This is a genomic window from Streptomyces sp. NPDC048639 (assembly GCF_043199075.1).
In the GTDB taxonomy this organism is placed as follows: Bacteria; Actinomycetota; Actinomycetes; order Streptomycetales; family Streptomycetaceae; genus Streptomyces.
On record NZ_JBICVP010000008.1, the window covers coordinates 139905 to 160290 of the forward strand.

A 20386-nucleotide genomic window follows, 5' to 3' on the forward strand; every position below is an offset into this window, starting at 1 on the left:
GGATCCGAACCATTCGAGGGGGACCCCTTTCCATGCACGCAGATCTCTCCCGCTCCACCTTCCGGCCGGAGCGGAACTACTCGGCGGTGGTGGCCCAGCAGGGCCGCGTCCAGCTCGACGCCGACGCCAACGAGCAGGCGGCCATCCAGCTGCACCAGGCCCGTACGATCGCCCGGGACCTCATCGGGCAGCACGGCGGCCCGGCCGGATCGCTGGGCTTCGCCGTCGAATTCCTCGGCGGGAAGAGCGAGTTGGACGACCTGTCCATCGGCGGCGGCCGCTACTACGTCGACGGCATCCTTCTCGACGCGACCCGGCCGCAGCCCGGCACCGCGGTCGAGGACGAGGCAGGCGGGGACGACGACGGAGGCGAGGGGGGCGCGGACGGCATCGCCGCCGCGCCGGAGCCGCCCGCGAAGTGGACGTACTGGGACCAGCCCGACGGGTTCCGCGACCCGGAGCGCCCCGGTGACCGGCTGCCGTCCGGATTCCCGTTCCTGGTCTATCTGAAGGCGTGGGAACGGCTGGTGACCGCCGCCGAGGACCCGGCGCTGCGCGAGGTGGCGCTCGGCTCGGCGCTCCCGGACACGGCGGCCCGTACGAAGGTCGTCTGGCAGGTGCTGGCGCTGGAGGGCTCCAAGCTGGACCTGGAGGACAGCGACGGCCGGAAGGACTCGGTCCGCGAGGCGTTCGCGCGATGGGCGGCGGAGCAGGAGCGGCCCGGCTCGCACCTGGCCGCGCGCAGCGAGCGTCCCGACCACGCGGACGAGGACCCGTGCCTGGTCAGCCCGGACGCCCGCTACCGGGGGCCGGAGAACCAGCTCTACCGCGTCGAGGTGCACGACGGCGGTGCAGCCAAGGACGCGACGTTCAAGTGGTCGCGGGAGAACGGCTCGGTGGTGTTCCCCGTCGACGCCCTGGACGGCACCTGGGTGGAGCTGGCATCGCTGGGCAGCGACGACAAGCTCGACCTGAACGTGGGCGACCGCGTCGAGTTCGTGGACACCGCCTACAGCAGCCGCGGGGAAGCACTGCCGCTGCTGCGGGTCGAGGAACTCGACCTGCCGGGGCGGCGGGTGAGGCTGTCCGGCGAGCCGGAGCCGGGTGTCGGACGGCGGCCGGAGCTGCACCCGTACCTGCGCCGCTGGGACCACCGGGAGGGGGCGCGGCGCGGCAAGGGGGGCGCAGCGACCGGGCTGAAGCACGGCGCACTCGTCGTCGAGGAGGGCCGTTGGCTTCCTCTCGAGGACGGTGTCGAGGTCTATTTCGCTGCGGAGGGTACCTATAAGACAGGGGACTACTGGCTGATCCCCGCGCGCACCGCAACCGGCGCCGTGGAATGGCCGGTGAACGCGGCCCGGAAGCCGCTGCTGCAGGCCCCGCTCGGGGTCCAGGCCCACTACGCGCCTCTGGCGTGGGTGCTGGGCGAGAGGACGGAACCCGACCTGCGGCAGTCCTTCGGGTCGTTGGCCGCTCCTGTCCCGGCGGCGAAGGACGAAGTGCTGGCGGCGGAAGCCGCGGCAGCAGCGGAGACGGAAGCACGCGAGGCGGCGGGAGCGGACGCGGAGGAGGAGGCGGGTCAACAGCAGTAGTCCTCAACTGAACCGATACCGAAGGAGACACCACGATGGCCACGCCCCTGAGCGCGTCCCGAATCGTCAAAGTCCTGCGCGACGAGGGACTGGTGGTCCACGAATTCCGCAACTGGCGTACACACAACCGCAATCACAAGGGTCCCTGGGGACCGGTGAACGGCGTGATGATCCACCACACCGTCACCAAGGGCACAAGCAACTCCGTCGACCTCTGCTACGACGGGCACTCGGCGCTGCCGGGTCCCCTGTGCATGGGTGTCATCGACAAGGAGGGCGAGGTGTGGCTGGTCGGCAACGGCCGCGCCAACCATGCCGGGCTCGGCGACGGCGATGTGCTGCGCGCCGTCATCAACGAGTCCGATCTGCCCCCCGACAACGAGGCGGACACGGACGGCAACCGTCACTTCTACGGCTTCGAGTGCATCAATCTCGGCGACGGCAAGGACCCGTGGCCCGAGAAGCAGAAGCTGGCGATAGAGAAGGCTTCGGCCGCCCTCTGCCGGGCACACGGCTGGACGCACAAGTCCGTGATCGGCCACCTGGAGTGGCAGCCGGGCAAGCAGGACCCGCGGGGCTTCACGATGCGCTCCATGCGCGACCGCATCGCGAAGCGGCTCGGCCGCGACCCGGAGGGCCCGACGGACCCGCCGAAGCCGCCGAAGTACGAGCCCTTCCCCGGCGCCTCGTTCTTCCGCGCGGGCCGCAGCAGCAAGATCATCACGGCGATGGGCAAGCGGCTGGTCGCCGAGGGCTGCGGCCGCTACGAGGTCGGGCCGGGCCCCGAGTGGACGGACGCGGACAAGAAGTCCTACGCGGCCTGGCAGCGCAAACTCGGCTACTCCGGCGGGGACGCCGACGGCATCCCGGGCAAGACGAGCTGGGACAAGCTAAAGGTCCCGAACGTGTAGCGGAGCCGGAGCCCGGAACGGCGCCGCGGCGTTCCGGAGCCCGGAACGGCGCCGCGGCGCCGGGTGCACCGCGCGGCATCTCGACGCCGCGCGGTGCAGGTGCCGGCACCCCGGCGCGGCGCCGGACACACCGTGCGGCGGCTCGCCGCAACGCGGAGAGTGGCCTGACGCCCCGGCGCGGGAGACGTGGGGCGGCGCGGCGCGGCGCGAGGTGACACGGCGCGGCACGGCGCGAGGTGACACGGCGCGAGGCGGCACGGCACGGCGCGAGGCGGCACGGCGCGGCACGGCACGGCAAGGCACGGCGCGGCACGGCACGGCACGAGGTGACACCAGGCGGTCCGGCGCCATGCGGTCTGGCGCCATGGGGGGGCAGCTCGGCGCGACACGGCGCCGTGGGGGGCAGCTCGGCGCGGCGCCGTGCGAGGCGCCTCGGCGCGAGGCGGCACGATGCGACGCGACGAGGTCCGGCGCCATGCGGGACGGCTCGGCGCGAGGCGGCACGACGAGGTCCGGCGCCATGCGGGACGGCTCGGCGCGAGGCGGCACGATGCGACGCGACGAGGTCCGGCGCCATGGGGGCGCGAGGGCTTCGGGGCGGTGCCAGTGCTGCGGGCGGTGCGTGCCACGACGAACGTCCAAGCGTGCCTCGCCTCGGCCGAGTTGACGCACCGCGAAGCACGGCGGCCGGACGGGGCCAGGGCCGTCCAACGGGCAGAGGGTTTCGTCTCGCGCCTACGGCGCAAAGCCGAGCATCGGCGCCCACCGGGACCGGGTACAGGCCCGCACCGGAGCGAAGGCCGGTGACCGGCCAAGGCCGGAGCAAGCCGGAACGGCTCAGACCATCCCCCTCGGCACCCTGCGCACAAACGCTTGCCTCAGATCAAGCACTCCGAAAACAACATCCCCCGACAATGCGGGACATGCCACCGGTGCGACGCGCGCCCCCACAACAACCGTGCCCCGGGCACCCAGCCCGGCCAACCCCCGCCCCGCCCCCGATGCTCAAAACCCACCCACCGGGCCGCCACGTAGCGACTACCCCAGGCCCCCTCCGCGCGCGCGTCCGACACCCACCGCACCGGACAACCCCGCGCCTGCCCGCCATCAATTCCGGCACCCCCACCGTGCGGGCCGGGCCGCAGCGGATGAGTTCGCCGACAGCACCCTCCGCAAAAATGCGTGCCTCACATCAAGCATTCTCACAACGACACACCGAGAACACGGGACACAGCGCAGGTCCGACGCGCAACCCACAACAACCGTGCCCCGGACACCCAGCCCAGCCAACCCCCGCCCCGCCCACATGCTCAAAACCACCCACCGGGCCGACACACAGCGGCAACCCCGCGCCCCCGTCCGGCAGAACGCCCAGGCCCGCACCGTCAGATCTCATGAGGTGCCGTGCGCGCTCCGGCGGTGCGGAGGAGTTGCGCGCCGCGGCAGGATTCGACGTCGTACGGGGGCCCGCCCCACCCCCGGCCCCCGATCCGGACAGGGGCAGGGACGGGGAGGGGACGGGAGCAGCGCTCAACTGCCCGTGTCCGGCACGGGAAGCGGCCGCTTCTCGATCGCCGCGGCCATCACCTCCGGGAAGAGATCGGGCCTGCAGGCGAATGCGGGCGCGCCGAGAGCCCCGAGCGCCGCCGCGTGCTCCCGGTCGTACGCGGGCGCGCCCTCGTCCGACAGCGCGAGCAGCGTCACGAACTGCACGCCGGACGCCTTCATCGCCGCGACCCGCTTCAGCATCTCGTCGCGTATGCCGCCCTCGTAGAGGTCACTGATGAGCACGACGACGGTGTCCGCGGGCCGGGTGATCTGCGACTGGCAGTACGCCAGCGCCCGGTTGATGTCGGTACCGCCCCCCAGCTGGGTGCCGAACAGCACGTCCACCGGGTCGTCGAGCTGATCGGTGAGGTCGACGACAGCGGTGTCGAAGACGACGAGGCGGGTGGCGATGGACCGCATCGAGGCCAGCACCGCGCCGAACACCGAGGCGTAGACGACGGAGGCGGCCATCGAACCGGACTGGTCGATGCAGAGCACCACGTCCTTCTTCACGCCCTGCGCGGCCCGGCCGTAGCCGATGAGCCGCTCGGGGACGACGGTGCGGTGCTCGGGGAGGTAGTTCTTGAGGTTGGCCCGGATGGTGCGGTCCCAGGCGATGTCCCGGTGACGGGGGCGGCTGGTCCGGGCGGACCGGTCGAGCGCGCCGGTGAGCGTTGCCCGGGTCCGGGTCGCCAGCCGCTTCTCCAGGTCCTCGACCACCTTGCGGACGACGGCGCGGGCCGTCTCCTTGGTGGCCTCGGGCATGGCCTTGTTGAGGGACAGCAGCGTGCCGACGAGATGGACGTCCGCCTCGACGGCCTCCAGCATCTCCGGTTCCAGGAGCAGGGAGGACAGACCGAGCCGGTCGATGGCGTCGCGCTGCATGACCTGGACGACGGAGGACGGGAAGTAGGTGCGGATGTCCCCCAGCCAGCGCGCCACTTGGGGCGCGGAACCCCCGAGGCCCGCCGACCGGTTGCCGCTGTCCCGGCCGGTCCCCGGCTTGCGTCCGCTGCGGCCGTAGAGGGCGTCCAGGGTCCGGTCCATCGCCGCGTCCCGCCCACCGAGCGTGCACAGGCCGCCTTCGGCCTCCCCGCCGCCGAGCACCAGCCGCCACCGTCGCGACCGTTCCCCGGCGGCGTCGGGCACTCCGGACGTGCCCGGGCCGCCGGCCGGGCCCGGCGCCGGAGCGGACAGGGTGCCCGCAGCGGCGCCGTGTGACCCGTCCCCGCCGGCGGGCGGTCGCTGAACAGGCGTTGTGTCGTGGCTCATCCGGGCACCCCCGCAAGGTCGTTGTCGTCCAGTCCCAGCAGCAGCCGCAGCGTCGGCAGTACGGCGTCGGCGCGGTCGGCGTCGAGGCCGGGGCCGAAGCCCGGCACGGTCCAGTCCTCCGCGCCGGGTCCGCCCGCGGTTCCGGAGCCCGCCGCTCCCGGCGGGGCGGGGCCGCGGCGGACGAGTTCACCGAGCGTGCGCCGTACGCCCGGCTCGTAGGCGGCGAACGTCCGGCGCAGCAGCGGCAGTACGTCCGTGAACGCGTCGGCCGGGACCCCGGTGAGCCATGCGTCGACGAGCCCCAGCAGGCGCTCGTCGTGGACCAGCAGCATGCCGCTGCCCGCTCCCCCGCCGACGAACCCCTCGATCCACGCCGCAGCCTGGGCGGGGGCCGTGCCCTGCGACAGCGCGAGGCTCATGAGGCGCGCCGCCTCTCCCTCCCCGAGGCGTCCGTCGTCCAGCAGCAGCCGCGCTGCCCGGCCCCGTATCACCCCGGCCACACCGTCCCGGGCGGAGAGGCCGCGCAGCACGGCGGCCCACCGCTGCCGCAGTGCGGGTTCGGGGGAGCCGCCTCCGTCCGTGCCACCGGCGGGCCGGCCGGCCGACTCCGCCAGGAGGCCGACCGCGGTGTGGACGGAGTCGAGATGTCCGCGCATCTCGGCTGCGCCGTCCGCGTCGAGCCCGGCGCAGGCCGGCGGGAGGCCGACGAAGATGCGTTCGGCCAGGCCCGTGGCCACCTCGGTCAGGGCCGCTCCGTCCGTGCCGCGCACATCGCCGTATCGCACCGAGCGGACCAACGCGGGCAGGGCGTGGGCGAGATGGCCGACGTCCGCGTCGAGGGCGGCCCGGTCGGCGAGTACGCGCATGACGACCGGGAGGGCCTCCGGCAGCCCGGCGAGCAGACAGCGCTCGGCGAGCCCGGTGACGTCGGCGAGCGATCCGGCCGTGGTCGCGTCCGACCCGGCCTTGGCCGTGGCCGCGGCGGACACCGTCGTGCCCCATACCCCGGCTTCGGCCACCCGCACCGACAACTCCGGTTCCCAGCGCAGCCGCCAGCTCTCCCGGAAGGTGCCGAGCGCGCCGCGCGAGCGGACCGGCTCGCCCCATCCGATGCCCAGCATGCGCAGCCGGTGGAGCAGACGGCTGCGGCCGGCGTCGGTGTCCTTGCGCAGGTCGAGTTCGAGTTCACGCTCCGCCGCCTCGGGCTTGAGCCGCAACGAGCGCTGTGTACGCGTGAGATCGCGCTGCAGGGGGACGGCGGGCGCCGCGTCCGGTACCTCGCCGAGTGCGTCGCCGACGATCAGCCGGTCCCGGACGAGCGCGAGCGGCACATCCGATCCCTCGCACATCACCGCGAGGATCGCATCGGTCGTCTCGCCGAGACCGGCGAGCGGGCGGCCGCGCATGGCGGCGAGGGCTCCGGCGAGCCGTACGGCCTCGATGACGTGCGCGGACGACACGGAGCGGCCCTCGTCCCTGAGGAAGCCCGCGACCTTGGTCATCCAGCGCTCGACGGGGCGGTCGGGGGCCTGGAAGAGATGCCCGTACCAGCCCGGTGAGGTGATGCCCGCGCCGTAGCCCGTGTGCTTGGACAGTCTGCGGTGGGTCCAAGGGACCCAGGTCATCTCGGCCTTGACCTTCGGCAGCCCCCTGAGGAGCTGCCGGTCGGCGGTCATGGTGGTGCGGCGGGTCAGGGCGGGTACGTGCCAGGCGCCGCACACGACGGCGAAGTCGTCCCCGAACTCGCGGCGCGCTTCCCGGATCCGCAGCCGCATATGGGCCTCACGGACGGCATCGCGCGCGTGGCCGCCGTCCCCGTAGGCCCCTCGCAGGGCACCCATGGCGTCGGCGAGCGCCCGGAAGGCGGCCAAAGAGCCGGCCCCTCCGGCCTGCTCAGCACCTCCGTCCCCGCCGGAGACGGCGGCGCTCCCGTCTCCGTCCGTGCCGGCAACACCCTTCGCCTCCCCGGACGTCGGTGACACGCCGGCACTCCCCGTGGGGCCGGTGTCCGCGGCCGGGGTGCGACGGGACACCCGGTGCTCGACGACGTCCTCCCACCAGCGCTCGGGGTCGTCGTATCCGGCGGTCTCGGCGAGTACGCCGAGGGGATCGATGCGCAACCGCGCGGCGTCGGTGTCGGGTTCGGCCCCGCCTGCGTCCTCGCCGTCGCCCTCGGCCCCTGCCTCCTGCCCGGTGTCGTCGGGGCCGGAGCCCACGCCGTCGCCGTTCATCGCGAGGGTGTGCGCCGCGGGGAGGTCGATGAAGCGGACCGGTGCGCCATGGGCGAGAGCCCAGCGGATCGCCACCCACTCGGGCGAGAACTCGGCGAGCGGCCAGAACGCGGAGCGCGCCGGGTTGTCGGTCACGTGCGCGAGCAGCGCGACGGGCGGCCGCATGTCAGGGTCCGCGGCGAGCCCGACGAGGGCGTCCGCCTCGGGCGGGCCCTCGATGAGGACGGCCCGCGGCCGGTGCCGGTCCAGGGCGTCCCGCACGGCCCGGGCGGACCCGGGTCCGTGATGCCGCACCCCCAGCAGCAGCGGCTCCCGGGAATCCCGCGCTGCTGCCGCGCTGCGGGCGGGCGCCGGTCCGGATTCCCGCCCCGCGGCCGGATCGCGCTCGTCCGATCGCTCAACGGCACTGTCCGCCACGGAACTCGGGCTCCCTCCTGTCGGCGGAACGGTGCGCCCGCCGCCGTCCGCACCCCCGTGCGCCCCGGACCTCACCCCGGCACCGGCGGCCCCAGCGGCGCCTGGGCGCGCGCCCACAGCCCTGTCCGCCGCCCCCACCGCGGTGAGCCGCGGCGCGGACGGCGCCGGGGGCGTCCCGGCCGCCCCCGTGGACGGAAGGGTCGCCGCACCATCACCCGCGGGTTCGGCGGCGCCCGTCGGGGCGCCCGCCGCCGTCCGCGCAACCGCGTCCGTACGGGCCGTCACTCCGACACCTCACGGCAGGCGCGGTAGAAGTCCTTCCAGCCCTCGCGCTCGCGCGCGACCGTCTCCAGGTACTCCTGCCAGATGACGCGATCGGCGGCCGGGTCGCGGACGACGGCTCCCAGGATGCCCGCCGCCACGTCGCCCGCGCGGAGCACGCCGTCGCCGAAGTGTGCCGCCAGTGCGAGGCCGCCCGTGACGACGGAGATCGCCTCGGCGGTCGAGAGCGTGCCGGAGGGCGACTTGAGCTTCGTACGGCCGTCGGCGGTCACCCCGTCGCGGAGCTCGCGGAACACCGTGACGACGCGCCGGATCTCGTCGGCTCCGTCCGGTGCGGCCGGAAGGTCCAGGGACCGGCCGATCTGGTCGACGCGGCGGGAGACGATCTCCAGCTCCGCCTCGGGCGTGGCGGGCAGCGGGAGCACCACCGTGTTGAACCGGCGGCGCAGCGCGCTGGACAGCTCGTTGACGCCGCGGTCGCGGTCGTTGGCGGTGGCGATGACGTTGAACCCGCGCACCGCCTGGACCTCCTGGCCCAGCTCCGGGATCGGCAGGGTCTTCTCCGACAGCACCGTGATGAGCGAGTCCTGAACGTCCGCCGGGATACGGGTCAGCTCCTCGACGCGGGCGGTCATACCCTCCGCCATCGCCCGCATGAGGGGGCTGGGCACGAGTGCGTCCCGGCTGGGGCCGTTGGCCAGCAACTCGGCGTAGTTCCAGCCGTAGCGGAGGGCCTCTTCCGGTGTCCCCGCCGTCCCTTGGACGAGGAGCGTCGAGTCGCCGCTCACGGCCGCGGCCAGATGCTCGGACACCCAGGTCTTGGCCGTGCCGGGGACGCCGAGCAGGAGCAGTGCGCGGTCGGTGGCCAGGGTGGTCACGGCGACCTCGACGATGCGGCGCGGGCCGACGTACTTGGGTGTGATCACGGTGCCGTCCGGCAGCGTGCCGCCGAGGAGATAGGTCGAGACGGCCCACGGCGACAGCAGCCAACGGGCCGGGCGCGGGCGGTCGTCGGCGGCGGCGAGCGCCCTCAGCTCGTCGGCGAAGGCGTCCTCGGCGTGCGGCCGGAGCGCCGGGCCGCCGGTGGTGGATCCGGTCGTGCCGGCGCTCGGTCCGGTGCTCGTCCCGGCGGTCGGTCCGGTGCTCGTTTCCGTGGCGGTGACAGTCGCGGTCACGGCTCCCCCTCTTCGCATGGCTGCGCTTGGCGCATGACGTTCCATCAACCGTGCACCACGCCACTGACAACGCGTCACCGCCGCGGTGGAGCAGGCCGGTCCGGCCCAACGATCCGCAGGTCAGGGGTGTTTGTCAGTGGTGGGTCGTAGCTTCGGGCCATGACTGGAATGGGGGAGCGCTGGACGGCGGACCAGGTGCTGGCACTGGCTCCTGACTCCGCCTCACGCAGCGCGGGAAGCAAGCTCGGCGTGCTCGGGCCGTGGTCCGACGCGGGGGCGGGGGACGGCTCCGTGTGGGGGCTGTGCAAGGGCAGCGGGAAGAAGCCGTACCGGACGGTGGTGGCGATCCACACCGTCCGCGGCGGGAGCGGCGATGAGGCGGAGGCCGCTCCGTCCTCCGCGACCCTGCCCGCGTACAAGTGCAGTTGCCCGAGCCGCAAGTTCCCGTGCAAGCACGCGCTGGGGCTTCTGCTGCTGTGGTCCGAAGGCCCTTCGGCCGTGCCGGACGGCGAGCAGCCGCCGGAGTGGGCGGCCACATGGCTCGAAGGCCGGAGGGAGCGCGCCGCCCGCCAGGCCGATTCCGCGCCCAAGGGGGCCGACAGCAGCCGGAGTTCCGACCCCGAAGCGGCGGCGCGGCGGGCGGAGCGCCGAGCGCAGCGGATCGCGGCGGGCGCGTCCGAGCTGGAGCAGCGGCTGGCGGATCTGCTGCGCGGCGGACTGGCGGGGGCCGACCGCACCGGCTATGCGGCCTGGGACGAGACATCGGCCCGCATGGTGGACGCCCAGGCACCGGGACTCGCGACGCGCGTACGGGAGTTGGGGGCCGTCCCCGCCTCGGGCGACGGCTGGCCCGGGCGGCTGCTGGAGGAGTGCGCCCTGCTGCACCTGCTGAACGAGGGCTACCTCGGGATCTCCCGGCTGCCCGAGCCTCTCGCGGCGACCGTCCGCTCGCGCGTCGGTCTGACGACGGACAAGGCCGACCTGCCGGCCGCCGGGGGCGGAGTGCTGCGGGACCGGTGGCTGGTGCTGGGGATGCGGGACAGCGAGGACGGCCCGCTGACCACGCGCCGGATCTGGCTCCGCGGACAGGAGTCGGGACGAGCGGCCCTGCTGCTCTCGTACGGCGCGGCCGGACGCGCCCCCGAACTCGCCCTGCCCACCGGGCTCGCGCTGGACGCCGACCTCGCCTTCTATCCGGGCGCCCGGCCTCTGCGCGCCGCCGTGGGCGCACAGTTCGCCCCTCCGGCGCAACCGGCGCCGGGCGGCCCGCCCCCGGGCGCCACGGTCGGCGCGGCCCTCACGGCCTACGGGGACGCGGTCCGGGACGACCCCTGGCTGGACGCGTGGCCGGTGCTGCTGTCGGACGTCGTACCGATACCCGCGGCCCATGGCTGGCAGCTCGCCGACGCGGCCGGTGACGAGGCCCTCCCGGTCGACGCCCGCTGTCTGAACCGTACGGGCCTGTGGAAACTCGCCGCCCTCTCGGGCGGCGCCCCGCTGACCGTCTTCGGCGAATGCGGACACCGCGGATTCACGCCTCTGACGGCGTGGCCCGCCGACGTGCCGGAAGCGGTCCCGCTGTGACGGCCTCGCGGGCCACCGGGGCCGAACTGCCGCTTGAGGAGACGGTTCCTGTGCACGACCGACACCTGACGGCAGGGGTGACGCCGCCCTGACGCCCGCCCTGACGCCCGCCCTGACGGCGCCGGGGTGGCGGCCCGCAGGAAGGACGGACGAAGCCTCGCCATCCGCGCCTGCACCGGACACCCGTGACAGACGGAACACAGACCGAACCCGGGGGGACCCATGACCACGCTTACCGAACACCCCGCCCCCTCCTGGGAGGCGCTCGTCAGTGCCGCGCTGCTGGGGACGGAGCGACGCAGCCCGGCCGTGGCGCGGCCCGGGCGGGAGCCCGCGGCCGCGTTGCTCGACAGTGCCGCGCTCAGCACCGTGCGGCGGCGGGCAGGCCTCCGGCCCGCCGCCGCGGGCACACGGCCCGCACCGGCACCGGAGGACGTGAGGCCGCCGCTGCCGGCCGCGGCCCGTCGCCGTCTCGCCTCGCTCCTGGCCGACCGCACCGCCGGATCCCGCAGCGGCGGAGGCCGTCGCGGCACCGCACCCGACCTCACCGAGCTGCTCCCCCAGTGGCTCAACGCCGCGAACCGGCGCGGCTATCGATCCCCGGACGCGCTTCTGCCCGCGCTCCTCGACGCCGCCAGGTCCCGTACCGATCTGCGTCAGGAGGCGCTCGTCCTCGGCGGGCCCCGCGCCCTGTGGCTGGCGCGGCTCAACCCGGACTGGAAGTTCGCGCTCCGCGGGACCACGACGGGCTCGGTACCGGGACCAGGGTCCGGGTCCGGGTCCGGGTCCGACGACCAAGGATCCGACGGCAGCGTGCCGCACATCCAACAGATCTGGGACGAGGGCCTGTTCGCCGAACGGGTGGCCCTTCTGACGGCGCTACGCCGCCGCGACCCTGCCGCCGCTCTCGCGCTCCTCGGCTCGACCTGGGCGCGCGAACGGGCCGAGGACCGGCTGATGTTCGTCGACTCGCTGCGCACCGGGCTCTCCGCCGACGACGAGCCGTTCCTCGAACAGGCCCTGGCGGACCGCAGTCGCAACGTACGGGCGACAGCCGCCGAGCTGCTCTCGGCGCTGCCGGGGTCCGCCCTCTCCGTGCGCATGGCCGAACGGGCCGCCGCCTGCGTCGCCCTGGACCGTGGCGGTCGCACCGCTCGGGTCGCGGTCGACCCACCGCGCGCCTGCGACGCCGGGATGCAGCGGGACGGTGTCACGCCGAAGCCACCGACGGGGTGCGGCGAGCGTGCCTGGTGGCTCGGTCAGCTCCTGGAGGCCGCACCGCTGTCCTGCTGGCAGGAGAGACTCGGCGGCCTCACCCCCGCGGAGATCGTGGCGCTGCCAGTCACCGAGGACTGGCAGGCCGACCTGCACGCCGCGTGGTGCCGCGCGGCGGTGCGACAGCGCGACCGGGGGTGGTCGCGGGCGCTGCTGGGCGCGCCCGGCGCGACCACCGGGCCGACCGCCGCCGCTGCCTCCCTCGGCGAACGGGCCAAGTTGCTCGCCGCACTCGACCGGGGCGAACGGGCCGCCTGGGTCGCCGAGTTCATCGCGGCGCACGGCCTCTCGGAGGCCTTCCAGCTCCTCGGCGTGTGCGCGGTGCCGTGGGCCGCGCCGCTCGGCGGGGCGGTGGTGGACGCGCTCGACATCGCCCGGGACGCGGGCAGTTACCCCTGGAGTTTCAGCGGCGTGATGGGCCTCGCCGAGCGCTGCCTGGACCCGGATCAGGCCGACCGCCTGGAGTTGCTGACGGCGACACCGGACGAGACGGAGGGCGCCTCCCCTGGTGCGGGCGGCTACTGGTCCGAGGCGTTCCAGCGGCTCGTCGGCACCCTGCGGCTCCGCGCCGCCATGCACCGGGAGCTCGAGGGCGATGCCGCGGCGGGCGCGGAAAGCTCCGGGGACGCAGGAACGTCCCGGACGAACACCGAGGACTTCGGAAACGCGGAAGGCTCCGGGAAAGCGGAGAGCTCCCAGAACACGGAACGGCCCGGGCAAGCGGACGGCTCCGCGGACGAGGAGTGATCGGGAAAGCCGTACGGGAAGGCGTCGGCTCCCTCCACGGGAAGCCCGTCGATTCCATCGGGCCGCCGGGCTCCACCGGAGAGTGGGCTCCGTCGAGGAGACGGGGCCCACCGAAGAGACGGGGCTCTACCGGAGAGACGGGGCTCGGCCTAGGAAACGGGCCCCACCGGCGAGGCTGGTCTCCGTCGAGGAGGCTGGCTCTCCGTCGAGGAGGCTCGCTCCGCCGGGGAGGAGGCTGGCTCTCCGTCGAGGAGGCTCGCTCCGCTGGGGAGGCGGGCTCCGAGATCCCTCGGTCCCCCGCGGCCCTCGGGCCCGCCACCGGCCACCAGCCATGACCGCGACCCACGGCCACCACTGTGGCCCGCGAGCCGTCACCGGCACGCTCACCACGCTCACGCATCATGTGCGCTTCGCGAGGCCCGCACAGTCGGACGGGTCGGCGCTTGCACGCACCCAGCACGCTGAAAGCGCCATGGCCGCCGTGCTCCGGCAGCGCCGGGAACGGCTCGGCATTCCAGGATGCGCTACACGGCGAGCTCTCGCACGTTGGCACGGACCCAGGCCACGACATCGGTGGTGGTGGTGCCGGGGGTGAAGATCTCCGCGACCCCGAGTGTCTTGAGCGGAGCGATGTCGTCCTCGGGGATGATGCCGCCGCCGAAGACCTTGATGTCGTCCGCCTCGCGCTCCTTCAGCAGCTCCAGGACCTTCGCGAAGAGCGTGTTGTGCGCCCCGGACAGGATGGACAGGCCGATCGCGTCCGCGTCCTCCTGGATCGCCGTGTCGACGATCTGCTCGGGGGTCTGGTGCAGACCGGTGTAGATCACTTCCATGCCCGCGTCGCGCAGGGCCCGCGCGATGACCTTGGCGCCACGGTCGTGACCGTCGAGCCCCGGCTTGGCCACAACCACGCGGATCGGACCCGACACACCCATCCCAGCCTCCATGTACCTCAGGGTCACCACACGCATGCGTGAACGAACGTTATCCCCAGCATCCCTCACGGGGCAGTTTTGCGGAGGCGGCCGAGGGGGAAATCACACCAGGGACACGTTTTACAGGAGAGCCGCCCAAAGGCCGGGGGCGAGCCGCACCGGCCTCTCCCACACAATCGGGCTCTCCGTGAGGGCACACGGGGGACGGAGCCACCGTCCTCCTCACGTGCCGGTCGGGAGGTCGGTCATGAGGGCCTTGCCCTTTCTTCCGAGTCTTCTCCGCCCTTCGGTCGCGTTCATCAAGGCCACGGCTCTTGACCTGGCGATCCTCGCCGGGCACGCGGTGCTCTACCCCACGGGCGTGATCCAGGAGAGCCCGCCCACTGTGCCCGCACCCACGCAGCCGGCCGAGCTCACCGGCTCGCCCGGGACGGGGCCCTCAGAGGCCGGTGCGGCCGCTGCACCCGGTGCGGCAACCGCGACCGAGGCGGCCGAAACGCCCCGTCTGCCCACCGACGGCACCCCGCGCGCCTCCCGCGTGCCCGTGCTGCTCCTGCACGGCTTCATCGACAACCGCTCCGTCTTCGTCCTGCTGCGCCGCTCCCTGCGCCAGCACGGCTGGGATCATGTTGAAGCGCTCAACTATTCGCCGTTGAGTTGCGACATCCGCGCAGCGGCCTCCCTGCTCGGCAAGCACATCGAGGAGGTCTGCGAGCGGACCGGCCACTCCAAGGTGGATGTGGTCGGACACAGCCTCGGCGGGCTGATCGCGCGCTACTACGTCCAGCGCCTCGGTGGGGACGTCCGCGTCCGCTCCCTGGTCACACTCGGTACGCCGCACTCCGGCACGCGGGCCGTGCCGCTGCTGTCCGCGCACCCCATCGTCCGCCAGATGCGCCCGGACTCCGATGTGATCCAGGAACTGGCCGAGCCCGCCGAGGGATGCACCACGCACTTCGTCAGCTTCTGGAGCGATCTGGACCAGCTGATGGCCCCGCTGGAGACGGCACAGGTCCACCACCCGGACCTCATCGCGCAGAACGTACAAGTCAGTGGCATCGGACATCTCGCGCTGCCGGTGCACGGCGCTGTCGCGGCGGGCATCCGCGAGGCCCTGGACGCGGCGGGTTCGGCCGGCGGCGCCTCGGAGGCGGCCTCCGTCGCCTGACCACCCTGCCGCACACCGCGCACCGCCCGCCGCGGACCCGGCGCCCGCCGCACACCACGTACTGCCGTCGCAGACCCGGCCCGTGGAACACCGCGCACCGCCGCCGCGGGCCCGGCCCACCGCTCTCCGCCCGCCGTGAACCCCGCTCCCCGCCCATGGCGCACAGCAGCCGGATGGAACAGCGGCGAGGTACGCAACGGACAGGCCGGACAAGACGGTTGCTCCGCGACCGTCACCGCGCCTCCGGTTCCACCGCGCCGAGACCTCGCGCCCCGGGAATCGACGTCGAACGATATTCGAACGCCCGGCCAAGCTCCGGTACGCAGACGCCGAAAGGCGGCCAAATGCCCGTTCCTTGAGGGCCGGAAACCTGCCGAAGATTGTCGGCGCCGCATACCGCCGGGTACAGTCGCCGCACTTGCACCGCCCTGGGGGAGTCCCCAGACCCCCAGCTCCTGCTGTCGAGGCGAAAGAGAAGTTGGTGGTGAACGACCGTCACCCGTCGGGCAGCTCCGCCCGGACCGCTCATGCTCCCGACGCCTCGTACGGGCATTACGCCCCGTACGACCAGCAAGGAGCCCTCAACGGCTATGCCGGGTACGACGGCTATTCCACCGGCACCTTCGACAGCCTGACCGCCGCCTACGACGACAGCGATCCGCTCTTCGGCGCGCTGCCCGGCTCATACGGCACAGGCACAGGCACCGGCACCGGCACCGGCACCGGCACCGGCACCGGCACCGGCACGTACTCCACCACGGGCACGTACGACACGAGTTCCTACGACTCGGGCCAGTACGACACCTCGCAATGGGGCGTACCGATGGGCAGTTACGACGGTTACGACGCGTACGGAACCTATCCGGGCACCTCGCACGAGACCGGCAGTTACGACACTTCCGCATGGGGCGGCGCCATTCCGCACCAGAGCGGCCCCGCGCCCGTCGAGTCCCTCGACGCGAACGCCGACGCCTTCCACGCCGCCGAGCAGGGTCCGGCCGGTCAGGCCCACACCGCCGGTCAGGGTCAGGACGCCACCGCTTGGGCGACGGGCTCGTACGACTTCGGCGGGCAGAATCCCGGCCAGGACTTCAGCGGGCAGGACTTCAGCGGCCAGGACTTCGGTGCGCAGGAGTTCACCCAGCCGGACTTCCCGCAGGACACAGGCCCGCAGGACACCGGCCAGTACGACGCGACCCAGTGGGACACCACCGCCCACACCGGCACCTGGGACACCTCCGCCTTCGCCCCGGCCGTCGAGGATCCCTACGCCCAGTCCGGCTACGTCGGCCAGGAGGCGTACGACGCTCCGCAGGACACCGAGGCCGAACGGACCGCAGTCTTCGAGGCGTTGGACGAGCAGGGCTACGAGTCACCCGAAACCGGCCACGCGGACGCCGACTTCGGCGACGCGTCGGCGGACACCGGCTCCGCGGCCGACTCCGGGGACGCACCCGACGCCGGGCACGGTTCCGCCGGCATCCAGGGCGGGCACGGTGTCGCCACCGTTCCGGTCCAGCGCCGCAGCGCCGCCGCCCGTGGCCGCCGCCGCACGCCCGCCCGCCGTTCCGCGATGCTCACCGTCGCCGTACCGTCCGTGGCCGTGATGGGTGTCGCCGGGATCGCCGCGGCCTCCGTCAGCGGCGGCAGCGACGAGGCGAAGAGCACGCAGGCCGCACCGGACCCGTCGTCCGTGAAGCCGGCGGCGGCGAACAGCAAGCTCGACAGCCAGCTCGCGACGCTCACCGCGGACGCCGACGACTTCGCCGACCGTGCCAGCCGCACCCAGGAGCGTCTCGACCTCAAGCAGCGCCAGCTGGAGGAGAAGAAGCGCAAGGAGGCGGAGGCGGCGCGCAAGGAGGCGCTCCGGCCGAAGTTCGCGCTCCCCGTCGAGCAGGACGGCCTCAGCGCGTTCTACGGCCAGGCGGGCATCAACTGGATGTCCGTGCACACCGGCATCGACTTCCCGGTCAGTTACGGCACCCCTGTCATGGCCGCCACCGACGGCACCGTGCGCACCCAGTGGGACATGTCCTACGGCAACATGGCCATAGTCACCGCCCCCGACGGCACCGAGACCTGGTACTGCCACCTCAGCAGCACCAAGATCCGGTCCGGCACGGTGAAGGCGGGCACCGTGATCGCCTACTCCGGCAACTCGGGCAACTCCACGGGCCCACACCTGCACTTCGAGGTGCACCCCGGCGGCGGCTCGGCCGTCGACCCGCTGCCCTGGCTCCGCAGCCACGGCCTCGATCCCTCCTGATTCACCCGGGGCCCCTGGCTCCACGGGCCGTCAGCCCCTCCGCCCTCCCGGCCTTCGGCCCCGAAGGCACCTTCCGGCCCCGCCGACACAGTCCGGCCCATCGGCACCGTCCGGCCCCGCCCGACACAGTCCGGCACAGTCCACCCCGCCGACGCAGTCCGTCCGGGCTCGCCCCATCGAGGCGCGCACCCTCCCCCTCCCCTTCCTCCGCGTCAGCACGTTCCGCGGTCCAGCGGATGCGGAGCGTAAACAGCACGGCTAGCGTGTTCTCACCCGGCGCCCGTGATCGTCGGGCCGCTCGGCTGCCTGTCGGCCACTGGGCGAGTGGTCATGGCGGAAGGGATGCCCGGCAATGCGCACCCACATCGTGTCCGGCCGCAGGCGCGGCAGCAGCCGACGCCGTATCAGCGGGGCGACCCTGACGGTCTGTGCGGCGGCCGCATTGCTGGCCCCGTCCGCGGTCGCCGGTTCCGCCGCGGCCGAGCCGTCGCTCCCCGGGTCCGGCAATCCGTCATCATCCGGCAAGGGGTCGGTCATCACGGTGACGACGGCCAAGGTGGGCTCGCCCGGAAATCCGGCGGTGGCCGTCGTCCCGTTCACGGACGCCGTCTACCGGTCGTGTGCGGACGCTCCTTCGGACTCGGAAGGGTGTCTGATGGTCGGCGGTGTCAGCTATCCGTACGAGATCGGACAGCTCGAAGTCACCGTCGAGCAATGGGTGGCATTCCTGAACACCGCCGATCCCACCGGCAGTGACCCCCACGACCTCTACGACGAGGAGGAGAGCTCCTCGGCATGGCCCAAGTACGGCCAGATCACCTTCTCCTCCTCCGCCGCCGCAGGAAGCCACTACGCCGTGGGGTATCCGGAGTGGGCGGACAAGCCGTATGCGTTCGCCAACTTCCTCAGGTCGGCGCGGTTCGTCAACTCCCTGGTCAACGGCCGACTGATCTCCGAACGGGCGGACTCCGACGGCCAGTTCGACTACGTCCGCTACGAGGTGGAACTGTCCCCGCGGACGGAGCGCGGGATGTACGACATGGCGCGGCGGGCGCCCTCGCGGACCCGGAACTCCGGTTTCGTCCTGCCGAGCCAGAACGAATGGATCAAGTCCGCCTACTTCGACCCCAACGGCGGTGGCACGTACTCCTATTGGAAGTACCCGACCAACGCGGGCGTCTTCGGCGACGGCGACGCCACCGCCCCCAGCCCGTCGGTGCTGAACCCCACCACCGGCGATGTCACCAACGCGGCGACCCAGCCCCTGGCCACCTACCTCGCGGACGGGCAGCCGGCACCGAGCTGGTGCCCGGCACAGGCGGGGCCCGTCGCCTGCACGACCGTCAATCCGATCGGCGTGGACCCCGTCGCCTACGCCAAGCTCTACCAGGGCAACGTGAGCACGGTCGGGCAGGCCAGGACCGTCTCGCCGTGGGGCACGCTCGACCAGGGCGGTAACGCGGTCGAGTGGACGGATACCGTCACGCCGCCTCCGACCGGCGGAAACTCCGCGCGGGTCTGGCGGCGGCTGCACGGCGGGACCGCCAACGCGCCCGCCTATCAGATGTGGCTCTCGGCGGTCGGCCTGCAGCCTCAGGACAACTTCTTCTACAACGCCACGTATCCCTGGCTCGGCTTCAGGATCGGCGTCATCGGCGATCTGAAGCCCGCCTCCTGACCCACGGGACAACGGGTGCGCTCCCACAGATCGTTGGCGAGTGGCACGTCAGCGCGGGCGCAGGCGCTTCCGCTGTCCTGACCGGCAGCTTCGGCGTGGCGGTGTCCTGGGTACGGGACACCGCCACTCCACCCGCTCAGACCGCTGTGCGCTCCACAGGGATCCAGAGCTCCGCATCCGCCTGGGCTCCGTCCGCCGACAGCCGGGTGCGCAGGATCTCGGGCCCCGGCCGGCTCTGGTACGGATTCGACGGGAACCACTGTGTGAACACATCCCGCCACAGGTACTGCAACGCCTGCGGGAACGGTCCGGAGCTCTCGAAGACGGCCCAGGTGCCCGCCGGCACCGTGAGCGCGTCCAGATCCTCGGGCACGGCGGACCGTGTCACCACACCGTGGTAGTAGTCGAGTTCGGTTCCCTCCGCCCGGCTCGGGTCGAGATCGTCGCTCACGGAGACGATCCCCTCCGGCTCCTGGTCGGACAGTGCGGCGATACGCCCTGTCGTCTCCTGATCGATGCTCCGGATGAAGTCGGCGATCGCCGGGTTCATCCCCTCGTGGACGAGCGGGACACGAGCCTTCTTGCCGACCACGCGGAACTGCTCCTTGTCCACGACCCGGTACCGCATGCTGCTGCTCCCTTCGACGATGAGGCGGAAGGACATCCGTGGCTGGGAATGCAGAGCCGCGCCGGTCCGTCTGGCCTCGCCGGGACCCAGTCCGTGCACCGCGCGGAACGCGCGCGCGAACCCCTCACCGGAGGTGTAGCCGTAGCGCACCGCGATCTCCAGCAACGTCCGCTCCCCGGCGAGCACTTCGGCACCCGCGACGGTCAGCCGCCGGCGACGGATGTACTCCGACAGCGGGATCCCCGCCAGCGCGGAGAACATCCGCCGGAAGTGGTACTCCGACGTCACCGCGATCCGCGCCAGCTCGGACACCGCGATCCGCTGATCGAGATGCGACTCGATGTGGTCCATGGCCTGATTCAGCCGCTCCAGCACTCCTGCCTCCTTCCCTTCCGATCCATCACATTAGGAAGGGACCACGGTGCCGGGCCCGACATCCTGTGCCCGTTGCGGTCGGGTAGGGCTGATCACCGGTGGCGAGTCGTGCCGCACTCCCCTCCGACGCATCCCGGGGGAACCGGGTCGAGGCGCGTTGCGGAACGCCGGGACGGTTCACCGTGGCAGGGCCCGGGACCCCAACCGCACCGTTCAGGGCGGGAGTTGCACCGGATCCCGCTCTCGTGTGTCGAGGGTGCCGTGCGTGACGAGAATGCCCGGCTGCCGCGAGCCGACCCACA

12 protein-coding genes are annotated in these 20386 nt (G+C 73.0%); 7 read left to right on the top strand and 5 right to left on the bottom strand.

Annotation, left to right across the window (positions count from 1 at the left end; translation table 11 throughout):
• The first annotated feature begins 32 nt into the window (after positions 1-32).
• Together ACGFNH_RS22480 and ACGFNH_RS22485 are read left to right on the top strand one after the other, a co-directional pair.
• Positions 33-1592, top strand: coding sequence for a DUF6519 domain-containing protein (locus tag ACGFNH_RS22480; RefSeq protein ID WP_393656379.1), 1560 nt, complete (start codon positions 33-35; stop codon positions 1590-1592).
• 35 nt (positions 1593-1627) lie between these two features.
• Positions 1628-2503, top strand: coding sequence for a peptidoglycan-binding protein (locus tag ACGFNH_RS22485; RefSeq protein ID WP_393656381.1), 876 nt, complete (start codon positions 1628-1630; stop codon positions 2501-2503).
• A 1530-nt stretch (positions 2504-4033) separates the two neighbouring features.
• On the opposite strand, the gene ACGFNH_RS22490 is transcribed toward ACGFNH_RS22485, so the two are convergent.
• The 3 genes from ACGFNH_RS22490 to ACGFNH_RS22500 form a co-directional block, all read right to left on the bottom strand.
• The gene (locus ACGFNH_RS22490; protein WP_393656383.1) at positions 4034-5323 is read right to left on the bottom strand and encodes a VWA domain-containing protein; all 1290 of its coding nucleotides are present in this window, start codon (positions 5321-5323) and stop codon (positions 4034-4036) included.
• Entirely contained in the window at positions 5320-7860 is a 2541-nt protein-coding gene (locus ACGFNH_RS22495) for a DUF5682 family protein (protein WP_393656875.1), read from the bottom strand. The genes ACGFNH_RS22490 and ACGFNH_RS22495 overlap by 4 nt, the downstream gene beginning before the upstream one ends.
• Before the next feature lie 392 nt (positions 7861-8252).
• Positions 8253-9428: an AAA family ATPase gene (locus ACGFNH_RS22500; RefSeq protein WP_393656385.1), complete on the bottom strand. Its 1176-nt coding sequence runs from the start codon at positions 9426-9428 to the stop codon at positions 8253-8255.
• A gap of 159 nt (positions 9429-9587) precedes the next feature.
• On the opposite strand from ACGFNH_RS22500, the gene ACGFNH_RS22505 reads away from it, so the two are divergent.
• Together ACGFNH_RS22505 and ACGFNH_RS22510 are read left to right on the top strand one after the other, a co-directional pair.
• A complete protein-coding gene (locus ACGFNH_RS22505) occupies positions 9588-11012 on the top strand; it encodes an SWIM zinc finger family protein (RefSeq protein ID WP_393656387.1) in 1425 nt (474 codons plus the stop codon).
• A gap of 222 nt (positions 11013-11234) precedes the next feature.
• Positions 11235-13034: a DUF5691 domain-containing protein gene (locus tag ACGFNH_RS22510; protein WP_393656389.1), complete on the top strand. Its 1800-nt coding sequence runs from the start codon at positions 11235-11237 to the stop codon at positions 13032-13034.
• A gap of 524 nt (positions 13035-13558) precedes the next feature.
• On the opposite strand, the gene ACGFNH_RS22515 is transcribed toward ACGFNH_RS22510, so the two are convergent.
• Entirely contained in the window at positions 13559-13969 is a 411-nt protein-coding gene (locus ACGFNH_RS22515) for a cobalamin B12-binding domain-containing protein (protein ID WP_393656391.1), read from the bottom strand.
• A gap of 247 nt (positions 13970-14216) precedes the next feature.
• Here ACGFNH_RS22515 and ACGFNH_RS22520 point away from each other — a divergent pair, with 247 nt between their 5' ends.
• From ACGFNH_RS22520 to ACGFNH_RS22530, 3 genes are all read left to right on the top strand, one after another.
• Positions 14217-15137, top strand: coding sequence for an esterase/lipase family protein (locus ACGFNH_RS22520; protein WP_393656393.1), 921 nt, complete (start codon positions 14217-14219; stop codon positions 15135-15137).
• A gap of 484 nt (positions 15138-15621) precedes the next feature.
• Entirely contained in the window at positions 15622-17403 is a 1782-nt protein-coding gene (locus tag ACGFNH_RS22525; protein ID WP_393656395.1) for a peptidoglycan DD-metalloendopeptidase family protein, read from the top strand.
• A 352-nt stretch (positions 17404-17755) separates the two neighbouring features.
• Positions 17756-19081, top strand: a complete 1326-nt coding sequence (locus ACGFNH_RS22530; protein ID WP_393656397.1) for a hypothetical protein — start codon at positions 17756-17758, stop codon at positions 19079-19081.
• A 136-nt stretch (positions 19082-19217) separates the two neighbouring features.
• Here ACGFNH_RS22530 and ACGFNH_RS22535 read toward each other — a convergent pair whose 3' ends face one another.
• Positions 19218-20084, bottom strand: coding sequence for a GyrI-like domain-containing protein (locus ACGFNH_RS22535; protein ID WP_393656398.1), 867 nt, complete (start codon positions 20082-20084; stop codon positions 19218-19220).
• Between the last annotated feature and the right edge of the window lie 302 nt (positions 20085-20386).

What these genes read in the sequence shown, in the direction of transcription:
- ACGFNH_RS22510 (WP_393656389.1), top strand. Translation starts at nt 11,235, where the DNA reads ATGACCACGCTTACCGAACACCCCGCCCCCTCCTGGGAGGCGCTCGTC.
- ACGFNH_RS22515 (WP_393656391.1), bottom strand. Translation starts at nt 13,969, where the DNA reads ATGGGTGTGTCGGGTCCGATCCGCGTGGTTGTGGCCAAGCCGGGGCTC.
- ACGFNH_RS22505 (WP_393656387.1), top strand. Translation starts at nt 9,588, where the DNA reads ATGACTGGAATGGGGGAGCGCTGGACGGCGGACCAGGTGCTGGCACTG.
- ACGFNH_RS22485 (WP_393656381.1), top strand. Translation starts at nt 1,628, where the DNA reads ATGGCCACGCCCCTGAGCGCGTCCCGAATCGTCAAAGTCCTGCGCGAC.
- ACGFNH_RS22480 (WP_393656379.1), top strand. Translation starts at nt 33, where the DNA reads ATGCACGCAGATCTCTCCCGCTCCACCTTCCGGCCGGAGCGGAACTAC.
- ACGFNH_RS22490 (WP_393656383.1), bottom strand. Translation starts at nt 5,323, where the DNA reads ATGAGCCACGACACAACGCCTGTTCAGCGACCGCCCGCCGGCGGGGAC.
- ACGFNH_RS22530 (WP_393656397.1), top strand. Translation starts at nt 17,756, where the DNA reads ATGCGCACCCACATCGTGTCCGGCCGCAGGCGCGGCAGCAGCCGACGC.
- ACGFNH_RS22520 (WP_393656393.1), top strand. Translation starts at nt 14,217, where the DNA reads ATGAGGGCCTTGCCCTTTCTTCCGAGTCTTCTCCGCCCTTCGGTCGCG.